The organism is Paenibacillus sp. IHB B 3415 (genome assembly GCF_000802655.2).
GTDB classification, from domain to species: Bacteria; Bacillota; Bacilli; order Paenibacillales; family Paenibacillaceae; genus Paenibacillus_AQ; species Paenibacillus_AQ phytohabitans.
This window is the reverse complement of record NZ_JUEI01000013.1, coordinates 122,536-131,681: the sequence shown is the minus strand read 5'-3', so window position 1 is coordinate 131,681 and position 9,146 is coordinate 122,536. Positions and strand designations below refer to the sequence as shown.

The window sequence follows — 9,146 nt, the reverse complement described above, 5'->3', positions numbered from 1 at the left end:
GCTGCTCTCATCCTTCAGCGTGAAATACATATGCCCGCTTCCGTGGTGGGTGAAATTCGATATTTCACCGCGGATCCATACATCGGAGAGCACCGCATCCGAATCCAGCTTCATGCGGATATACTTGTTAAGTTCCTTAATGGAGTAAACCTGCCGCTCTGCCGCCATAAGCTTAGCCTACTTCAGGCCGTGGCGGCGTTTGGCCGCGATCAGCGTGTTGCTCATCAGCATGGTGATCGTCATCGGCCCTACTCCGCCCGGCACAGGCGTAATAAACCCGGCGACTTCACGGGCACTCTCGTAATCGACATCACCGGCAAGCTTGCCGGTATCCAGGCGGTTCATTCCGACATCAATAACAACTGCACCCGGCTTCACGAAGGAAGCATCGATGAAGTTAGCCCGGCCGATGGCAACAACCAGAATATCCGCCTGACGGCTGAGTTCAGCCATGTTCGCCGTGCGTGAATGGCACATGGTAACCGTGGCATTCTCACGCTGCAGCAGCAGGGACACCGGCTTGCCGACAATATTGCTGCGGCCGATAACCACAGCATGCTTGCCGGAAATATCAGTACCTGTCCGTTTGATCAATTCGATGACACCCGCAGGAGTACAAGGGAGCAGACTGTCATCACCGATCACCAGATTCCCTACATTGACCGGATGGAACCCGTCAACATCCTTCTCCACGGAGATGGCATTAATAACTGCCTTCTCTTCAATATGCTTCGGAAGCGGCAATTGCACGAGAATGCCGTCAATATCATCACGGCCGTTCAGATCAGCCACCAGAGCCAGCAGCTCCTCCTGGCTGGTTGCCGCATCCAGCCGGTGAACCTCGGAATGGAAGCCCAGCTCAATACATGATTTCTCTTTGTTGCGCACATAGACCTGAGAAGCCGGATCTTCACCGACCAGAACGACAGCAAGACCGGGCTTAACGCCACGTTCCGCGAGCTCTGCAACCTCCCGGGCAATGCTGATCCGAATTTCGTCCGATACCTGTTTACCGCTGATAATCGCTGCTGTCATGTAAGTCTCTCCCCTTTTGTCTATTTAACGATTACAGATCCGCTCTAAGCGTATCTACATCCTGAATCATCTTGCCGAGTACGCCGTTTACGAATTTACCGGAATCATCGGTGCCGAAATGCTTGGCCAGATCAATCGCCTCATTGACAGCTACCTTAGCTGGCACATCGCTGGCAAAAATCATCTCGAACGTGGCCAGACGCAGAATCTGACGGTCAACACGGGACAGGCGGCTCATCTGCCAGCCTTTGAGGTAATGCTCCAGCATATCGTCGATGGCCATTTTGTGCTCCCAAACGCCGTTTACATGGGCTATCACATAAGCCTTCAGCTCGGTCTCGTCAGTGATGACGCGTTCGGTTTCGTTCTCATCGGCAGCTTCCTCAATCAGCATTTCTACAGCCTCGGTAACTTCCACATCATTCATTTCCATCTGATACAGGCTCTGGACAATAATTTCTCTCGCTAAACGTCTTTTCATTTGTTCCTCCTACAGTCTTAACTAGCATACTTTGTATTTGAATTTCTTAAATCTTCTTAAAGCATTTGCGGCGGATACAGTTATTCTGGGCTATACCCTGTAACTTCAATCCCTTGCTGCAATTCACACATACAAAAAACCGCGCAGCCGTTCTTCCGCAGGTCAGCAACTCAAAGTAACGGGTTCCAGGCTTCCGGGAGAAAGACTATCGCGGTTCATTTGAAGGGACGCCAGCGTCCGGACAGCCGGCTCACGAGCTCCTGCCACTGAAACAGGGGAGCCTGTGCGGTATCCTTTCTTTTGCCAAGCGTATATCCGATGAACACTACCAGTGCAAAGAACAGCATATCCCAAAAACCGCTAATCAGATAAATCAAACCGAGAACGACCCCGAAGGTAACTCCGGCAATTCTACCCCCGTGACTTTCCCATACTTCTTTCCAAGACATAAGGGAAACTCACCTCTATTCCACTCGACTTTTGAAGCTTGGTGATTGTGTGAGGTTAGCAATATATACAGATACATCCGCTACCGGAATTCCGGTTGTTTCCTGCACGAAATCATGCACCTGGCGCTGCACCTCCGTAGTAAGCAGAGGCAGGGAATGCTCGCCGTCCACAACTGCCCGGATCATAATTTCAAGTCCGGCCTGCGAGACGCGGATGCGCGACTTCAGATCACGGATGCCCTTCACTTTGCCTGCAGCCTTGAGGCTGAGGTTCTCGATGGTTTCCATGGAAATCTGAATGTCCCCATACTCTGTACGCTGATCCACGGACGGCAGGGAAGCACGGTCGCGGCGCAGGGAGATGTAGAAGAAACGGATGCTCAGCAGGAAAAGAATAACCGCAGCTGTAATCGCAGCGATATAGGCCCCCGGCCCGTCAGGAATCTCAAACGTGTCCGGAATGGCGCCGCTCAAGAGGAGGATGGCAATTACAGATAGTATTCCGATACTTAAGCTGTAAAGGAACAGCAGAAGCCTGTCCAGAATTTTGGCCACGAGTCACATAACCTCCTTAAATTAAGGTAAACCCTCGACGTACGTCGGGGGTTTATGGAAGAACAAAGGCCTTTACTTCACGCGGATAACCGCGTCTGTATCTTCGCTTTTGTCAACACTTGTGGCGTTTCTGAACTGCACATCATGGATATGCACATTCACTTCTACCACAGTCAGACCGGTCATGGTTTCGATGGAACGCTTAACGTTGCGCTGAATTTCAGCAGCCACTTCAGGAAGACGGTTGCCGTATTCAATGATTACGGATACATCCACTGCAGCTTCGCGTTGTCCAACTTCAACCTTAACGCCCTTAGACAAGTTCTTGCGTCCGAGAAGCTCCACGATTCCTCCGGCGAAACCGCCGCTCATTCCGGCCACACCTTTAACCTCTACGGTTGCCAAACCTGCGATAACCTCGATCACTTCAGGAGCAATCTGGATCTCACCAATTTCCGTACGTTCGTATTCTGTCGGCAATGTACTCATTTTGGACTTCACACCTTTCCGGTAAAAAAGTTATTCGGGCATTTCAAGCAGGCAGCACGTCTCTTATTAAACATACTATATCATTTGACGAACTTTATGACAAACAATGAGAAGTCGTCCTAAATTTCATACTCTTCCAGGAATTTGATATCGAAATTCCCGTCCAAAAATACCGGATGCTCCAGCAATCTCTGATGGAAAGGTATGGTTGTATGTATGCCTTCCACAGCGAATTCGGATAAAGCCCGTTTCATCTTGGCAATGGCTTCATAGCGCGTCGGCGCCCAGACGATCAGCTTGGCGATCATCGAGTCATAAAAAGGTGAAATGGTGTAGCCCGGATAAGCCGCGCTGTCCACCCGCACTCCAAGTCCGCCCGGCGGCAGATAGAAGCCGATTTTGCCCGGAGATGGCATGAAATTACGTTCAGGGTCCTCGGCGTTAATGCGGCATTCAATCGACCAGCCGTTGATCACAATATCCTCCTGGGTGAAGGACAAAGGGTTGCCTTCCGCCACAGAGATCATTTCCTTGATCAGATCCACACCGGTGACCATCTCCGTTACCGGATGCTCAACTTGGATACGCGTGTTCATCTCCATGAAGTAGAACTGTCCGTCCGGCCCCAGCAGGAATTCCAGCGTACCCGCTCCCGAGTAATTTACCGCCTGCGCAGCCCGTACAGCCGCTTGACCCATTGCATCACGGACCTCCGGGGTAAGCACGGAGCAAGGCGCTTCTTCAATCAGCTTCTGGCGGCGGCGCTGCACGGAGCAGTCCCGTTCACCCAGATGGACTACATTGCCATGATTATCGGCGATAATCTGAATCTCCACATGCTTCATGCCGGTCAGGAATTTCTCAAGATACACACCAGCGTTGCCAAAAGCCTTCTGCGCTTCCTGCTGGGCAGCTGTAATCTGCTTCACCAGTGATGCTTCGTCCTCGGCAATGCGGATGCCTTTGCCTCCGCCGCCTGCTGTAGCCTTGACGATGATCGGATAACCAATATCACGGCCCAGCATAACCGCTTCCTCTATGTCGCCGACAAGCCCGTCAGAGCCCGGAATAATCGGAACTCCGGCCAGCTTCATGGTTTCTTTGGCTACAGCCTTGTCACCCATCCGTGTAATAGCATCCGGAGAGGGGCCTATGAATGTAATATTGCAGGATTCACAAATCTCCGCGAAATCCGCATTCTCGGCCAGGAAGCCATAGCCGGGATGAATGGCATCACAGTCGGTGAGCGTGGCTACGCTCATAATATTTGTAAAATTCAGATAGCTGTCCTTGGCGGGCATCGGACCAATACAGTACGCTTCATCAGCCAGACGGACATGCAGTGAATCCCGGTCCGGCTCCGAATAGACTGCTACGGTGGAAATGCCCAGTTCACGGCAGGCCCTGATAATGCGGACCGCGATTTCGCCGCGGTTGGCAATCAACACTTTTTGAATGTTCATGCTTTTCCTCCCAAAGTTTAGCGAAGCTTGCAGGCTCCTCATGATTCTCGCGGCAATTATTCCGCTCTCACCAGAAACAGCGGCTGGCCGTATTCCACTAACTGGCCGTTCTCGGCCAGGACGGAGACGATTTCGCCTTTCACTTCCGCTTCCAGCTCATTCATCAGCTTCATGGCTTCAATGATGCAGACCGTTGATTTCTCATGGACCCGGTCTCCCACACTTACAAAGGACGGTGTTTCCGGAGAAGCAGCACTATAGAAGGTCCCTACCATCGGAGAGACGATTTTATGTAATGCGCCTTCAGCGGAGGATGCTTGCTGCTGCGTTACAGCAGGAACTTCACTGACAACCGGAGGAGCAACATGCTGCGGACTTTGCGGCTGCGGTGCTGGCGTAAAGGGGTAGGCATAAGGAGTCGCCTGGATTGCTGTTCCATCAGCTTCAGGGCGATCCGGTTTGCGGATAGCCAGCTTCATACCTTCGCTTTCAATCTCCAGCTCATGTACGGAAGAGGTCTGGTCCAGCAATTTAATTAATTCCTTAATCTCGCTTAACTTGAACATTGGGTAGTTCACTCCTTCAGCTTTCTCTCGAAGCCATTTTGGACGCAGATAAGCAGGGTACGATATTCCGTTCTTCCCGGGTAACCTGTGATTCGGTCTGCTTGCGGTTCTTTAGAATCGCTTTCAGGATAACCGCTGCCTGCGTATTCTTCTTATATTTCAAGATAACTTTATGTATTATATCACAAACGCTAGAAATGGAAAGAGGGGCTCTTTCGGCATTTTATTCTATTTTCTTTCATTTAATTCAGGAGGGCTTACTGCTCCGATACGTATTGGACTTTAATCTTGTCCTGGGACACACTCAGTTCTTTCATTACAAGGTCAACGATGCCCACGGCCTGCTTCACATCCAGCTTATCGCTTAGCACTACGATCGTGTACGCATCTCCGGCTTCCTCTTTCACAATAGCTTCACCGTATTTCTGCTGGAGCTGCTCTTCAATTCCGGTGATTTTGGATTCTTTTTCCTCCAGCTTGCTGAGTTGTTCCTGGGCGACCGCGTTCTCCGCAGGTGTCTTATCCATGTCATTAATCAGAGCCAGCAGATCATTGTGGTCCTTAAGATTCTGCTGCTCGCGTTCATACAGGTAATTCGTGAACATGCTGCTGGCCGATACGCTCTGGGAAGCTACTTCATCCAGAATAGCCGCATCATCCTTGGCCGGAGTCTTCTCTGTGGAAGCTGCTGCTGATTTGTCGGCGCTTGCTGCCGGTTTGTCTGTCTTGCCCGCTGTATCTGCTGCGGCCGTATCCTTGTCAGCGGTGGAGCTGTTAGCTGCTGCGCTGCTGTCATCCGTTACTGCTGCGGACGTGGTATCATCCGTCACGTCAGCGGCTGCGGTCTCGTCTGCAGCATCTTTGCCGGCATCCTCAGTTACAGCAGCAGTTTTGCTGTCATCTGTCTGGGTTCCCGCATCGGCAGTAACAGAATCATCAGTTGTTACTTCGTTGATCACGAGCCCACTGTCAAGCGTAGTAGCTGTCCCGCCGCCCGTCCCGTCCTTCACGGTGTCCACCTGAATGCTGCCCGCGGTTTCTTTGGGAATGGAAGCTCCAGTGTCTTCCGTGAACAGGTAATAAGCCGAGAGCACCACCATTAAACTGAGCATCGAAACCAGCCAAATCGTTTGTCTTTTGCCCTTCATTTGTGATTCCTCCTAAAAGTTTTATTGAATATGCCTCTACGAATTCGCTTGCTTATGTCTGGCTTGTAAGCTGAACGCCTATTCCTGCTTGCGCGGAACGACGGAGATCCGGTAGCTCGGCACGTTCAGCCCTTTCTCGACCGCCTGCTCGATCAGGTTACGCACCACTTTATTCTCTGCCCCTTTGGCGACAACCAGCACACCGCGCACCTGGGGTTTGATCCGTTTGGTGATAATCGGGGTTTCGTCGCCGGACTGGCTGTAGGTTACGATTTCGCCGTCCCTGGTGTATTGTGTGGTATGGCGTTTACCGCCGCTGGCATCGGTTTCCTCACTCTGCGCCTGCGAATCATTCATATTGCGCTGCACGACTATTTCCTCTGTGGAATCCACGGTGACCATAATGTCAACTGTGCCGACCCCGACGATTTTCTCCAGAATCTCCTTCGTCCGGTTCTCCATCGCCAGCTCGATGCTGTCAAAAGAATTGGGTTGCACCGCCTCCTGCTGCAGGACCGCCTGAGAGGTCTCGCTTACGGGCGGTTCACGTCCCGTATTCTCGCTGTCCAGCTTCTTCACATTCACGAAGGAGTTGAACAGCATGATAGCTACGCCCAGCAAGCCAATAATGATCAGCCAGCGAAAAGTATGACTCCTCTTCGGGTTGCCGCTTCCGCCGCCGGCCCACTGCTCCAGCTTTTTCAGCCAATTGGCCATTGATTTCCCTCCTTCTGTATATGGCATTCTGCCTTGTGTTCCCTGGTCTCTGTCTTATGATTTCACGGCGCTGGTGCCGCCGCTCAGCACATGAATCGAATCCGGGTCCAGATTCCAGTTCTGCTCGAGCAGCCTTTTGACCGATTCGGCCTCTACAACCGCTGCTGCCTGTTCCTCCTGCGTCCCGTTTCCTGCGGCTGAAGGCTGCGAAACACCCGTTGCGGCTCCAGAACCTTCGCTTGCCGTCCCGTCCTGGTCCAGGCTGATCTGGACCGGTTCTACAGGGGTAATCTGTATCGGTTCGGATGCCGGACTAGCAGCAGGCTGTGAGCCCTCTGCTGAACCTGGTATGCCGCTTGCAGCAACCGCTCCCGCCACTGGCATATCTACCGTGACCGAAGAGATCACCGGCACCTCTTCGCCCAGAGGCGCACTCGGATTCGACCCCATGCCCAGCTTCACCGTAACATTCACGCCGCGGATTCCGGTACTGCCGGCAATCTGATCGCGCATCTGCCCTGCTATTTCTTCGGCGGCAAGCTTCAGGCTCTGATCACGCGCCCCCTCTGCCAGCATCCGCCCGTCCGCCAGAATCTTCTCCAGCGAGTCCGCGCCATCTCCTGTACCTGAGAGCAGCCCGCCGCTCCGCTCCTGCTGCTCCATGGCCAGGCTAAGCTCCTTGCTGGCGTCCCCCTTCAACATGGAGACGATCGGACTCAGCATGGTCAGCAAAACCAGCAGACTGAGCACCAGCCTGGCATAGCGTTCCATGGATTTGCTGGGCAGCAGCATCTCGACAAAAGCGGCCATCAGCACCACCAGAATCAGTTCATGGAGCCATCCGCTGAGCCAGCTCATGGCACACCTCCTGAAAGTTTGTTCACACAACCTGCCTCATACCTCATACAAACGGACCTGGATGTTATCCGCCTCATCGCATCATTACGGTGACATTCCCGGCGGTCAGCATGATGGTGACGGCCAGGAAGAACATCAGCGATACGGCAGCCAGCGCGGCGAACACGTAGATCATGCTTTTGCCGATCGTCTGCAGGCAGGTCACAATCGGCGTTTCACCCAGCGGCTGCATAACGGCGGCGGCTACGTTGTAGATCAGGGCCAGCACCAGAATTTTGATTGCCGGGAAGGCACAGAGGAAGAGGATGATAATGACCCCCGAGAGCCCGATGGCGTTCTTAACCAGCAGTGATGCCGAGATTACGGTATCAGTGGCATCTGCGAACATTTTGCCGATAACCGGCACGAAATTGCCTGTGATATATTTGGCGGCGCGGATGGTTACACCATCAGTGACCGAGCTGGTGATTCCTCTGACCGAGATTACCCCGAGAAAGACGGTAAGCAGCACTCCGAGCAATCCGGCCCCGATATTGCGCAGCAGGTTGGCCAGCTGGGTCAGCTTGTATTTCTCCGACATCGCACTCACCAAATGCAGCACCGCCGAGAAGAACAGCAGCGGGAACACTATGCTGTGAATCATCGTGCCCACCGTATGGATCATGAACACGATCAGCGGATGGGTCACCGACACCGTTACAATATTGCCCATCGAAGCCAGCAGCGCGAACAGCAGCGGAATCATCGCCATCATGAAGTCGATCATCCGGTCAATGGCATCCTTGGCATAGCCGATGGAGATGTTGAAGCTGTTCACGGCAATGACCAGTACCACCATGTAACAGAGCATATAAGCGATTTTACTGACGGATTTCCGTTCAAAAGCGGTCTGCAGCGTCTCCAGAATCATACTCAGCACGCTGATCATCACAATCGTAACCAGCAGTTTGCCGTTGTAGAGCACCTCATGCCACATGAAGCGGGTCAGGCCGGACAATACGCTTTTGAAGCTTAATCCGTCTTCTCCGGGCAGCAGCATATCCATCAGCGAGGGTGTTTTGCCTTCCGGGAAAAAGCCCCCGTAGTCCTTCATCAGCTGATCCCAGTACGTCTCTACCCCGTCTGTAGGAAGGTTCTCTACCTGCCCCTTCACCCACTGGTCTACAGGGGATGAGGAGCCTCCGCTGCCTCCCGTTTGCGTTTGCGCCTGTGTTTGTGTCTGTGTCTGCGTTTGAGAAGCCGGAGCTGCATAAGCGGTTCCTGCACACAGCAGAAGCAGCAGACAGGGGAGCAGAACGAGCAGCCTGCAACCTTTTGGCGGACGAAAAATACTGCGCTCCTGCATACCCTCACCCCGCTTTCCTGTGGCCTTCCGCTACTGCTTC

General features: G+C 52.9%; 12 protein-coding genes. All 12 read right to left on the bottom strand.

All coding sequences use genetic code 11. The annotated features are described in order from the left end of the window. Positions 1–168 (bottom strand): exodeoxyribonuclease VII large subunit (locus QW71_RS38865; RefSeq protein ID WP_160311783.1); only part of this gene is annotated, 168 nt, incomplete at its 3' end. A gap of 9 nt (positions 169–177) precedes the next feature. Then, on the bottom strand, positions 178–1,035 hold the full coding sequence (gene folD / locus QW71_RS07460; RefSeq protein ID WP_039295513.1) for a bifunctional methylenetetrahydrofolate dehydrogenase/methenyltetrahydrofolate cyclohydrolase FolD: 858 nt from the start codon (positions 1,033–1,035) through the stop codon (positions 178–180). Between the two features lie 31 nt (positions 1,036–1,066). Continuing rightward, positions 1,067–1,516: a transcription antitermination factor NusB gene (gene nusB, locus QW71_RS07455; RefSeq protein ID WP_039295510.1), complete on the bottom strand. Its 450-nt coding sequence runs from the start codon at positions 1,514–1,516 to the stop codon at positions 1,067–1,069. 215 nt (positions 1,517–1,731) lie between these two features. Next, on the bottom strand, positions 1,732–1,965 hold the full coding sequence (locus QW71_RS07450) for a DUF2273 domain-containing protein (RefSeq protein WP_039295509.1): 234 nt from the start codon (positions 1,963–1,965) through the stop codon (positions 1,732–1,734). 15 nt (positions 1,966–1,980) lie between these two features. After that, positions 1,981–2,520: an alkaline shock response membrane anchor protein AmaP gene (gene amaP / locus QW71_RS07445; protein ID WP_039295507.1), complete on the bottom strand. Its 540-nt coding sequence runs from the start codon at positions 2,518–2,520 to the stop codon at positions 1,981–1,983. A gap of 72 nt (positions 2,521–2,592) precedes the next feature. Next, positions 2,593–3,009, bottom strand: a complete 417-nt coding sequence (locus QW71_RS07440; protein WP_039295505.1) for an Asp23/Gls24 family envelope stress response protein — start codon at positions 3,007–3,009, stop codon at positions 2,593–2,595. 119 nt (positions 3,010–3,128) lie between these two features. Further along, positions 3,129–4,472 (bottom strand): acetyl-CoA carboxylase biotin carboxylase subunit, encoded by a 1,344-nt coding sequence (accC, locus tag QW71_RS07435; protein WP_039295502.1) that lies wholly within the window; start codon positions 4,470–4,472, stop codon positions 3,129–3,131. 56 nt (positions 4,473–4,528) lie between these two features. Continuing rightward, complete coding sequence (accB, locus tag QW71_RS07430) at positions 4,529–5,038, bottom strand: acetyl-CoA carboxylase biotin carboxyl carrier protein (protein WP_039295500.1); 510 nt, start codon at positions 5,036–5,038, stop codon at positions 4,529–4,531. Positions 5,039–5,295: 257 nt separating this feature from the next. Further along, positions 5,296–6,186, bottom strand: a complete 891-nt coding sequence (locus QW71_RS07425; RefSeq protein WP_039295498.1) for a SpoIIIAH-like family protein — start codon at positions 6,184–6,186, stop codon at positions 5,296–5,298. Positions 6,187–6,264: 78 nt separating this feature from the next. Next, a complete protein-coding gene (gene spoIIIAG / locus QW71_RS07420) occupies positions 6,265–6,903 on the bottom strand; it encodes a stage III sporulation protein AG (RefSeq protein ID WP_039295496.1) in 639 nt (212 codons plus the stop codon). A 54-nt stretch (positions 6,904–6,957) separates the two neighbouring features. After that, positions 6,958–7,761 carry a stage III sporulation protein AF gene (locus QW71_RS37825; protein ID WP_052769923.1) on the bottom strand — a complete coding sequence of 268 codons (804 nt, stop codon included), beginning with the start codon at positions 7,759–7,761 and terminating at the stop codon, positions 6,958–6,960. Between the two features lie 73 nt (positions 7,762–7,834). Beyond that, positions 7,835–9,106 (bottom strand): stage III sporulation protein AE, encoded by a 1,272-nt coding sequence (gene spoIIIAE, locus QW71_RS07410; RefSeq protein ID WP_039295493.1) that lies wholly within the window; start codon positions 9,104–9,106, stop codon positions 7,835–7,837. Positions 9,107–9,146 lie beyond the last annotated feature (40 nt).

Bases quoted from the DNA above. Each gene is read 5' to 3' on its own strand.
- QW71_RS07440 (WP_039295505.1), bottom strand. From the start codon at position 3,009: ATGAGTACATTGCCGACAGAATACGAACGTACGGAAATTGGTGAGATC.
- accB (WP_039295500.1), bottom strand. From the start codon at position 5,038: ATGTTCAAGTTAAGCGAGATTAAGGAATTAATTAAATTGCTGGACCAG.
- QW71_RS07450 (WP_039295509.1), bottom strand. From the start codon at position 1,965: ATGTCTTGGAAAGAAGTATGGGAAAGTCACGGGGGTAGAATTGCCGGA.
- QW71_RS07425 (WP_039295498.1), bottom strand. From the start codon at position 6,186: ATGAAGGGCAAAAGACAAACGATTTGGCTGGTTTCGATGCTCAGTTTA.
- accC (WP_039295502.1), bottom strand. From the start codon at position 4,472: ATGAACATTCAAAAAGTGTTGATTGCCAACCGCGGCGAAATCGCGGTC.
- spoIIIAG (WP_039295496.1), bottom strand. From the start codon at position 6,903: ATGGCCAATTGGCTGAAAAAGCTGGAGCAGTGGGCCGGCGGCGGAAGC.
- QW71_RS37825 (WP_052769923.1), bottom strand. From the start codon at position 7,761: ATGAGCTGGCTCAGCGGATGGCTCCATGAACTGATTCTGGTGGTGCTG.
- spoIIIAE (WP_039295493.1), bottom strand. From the start codon at position 9,106: ATGCAGGAGCGCAGTATTTTTCGTCCGCCAAAAGGTTGCAGGCTGCTC.
- folD (WP_039295513.1), bottom strand. From the start codon at position 1,035: ATGACAGCAGCGATTATCAGCGGTAAACAGGTATCGGACGAAATTCGG.
- nusB (WP_039295510.1), bottom strand. From the start codon at position 1,516: ATGAAAAGACGTTTAGCGAGAGAAATTATTGTCCAGAGCCTGTATCAG.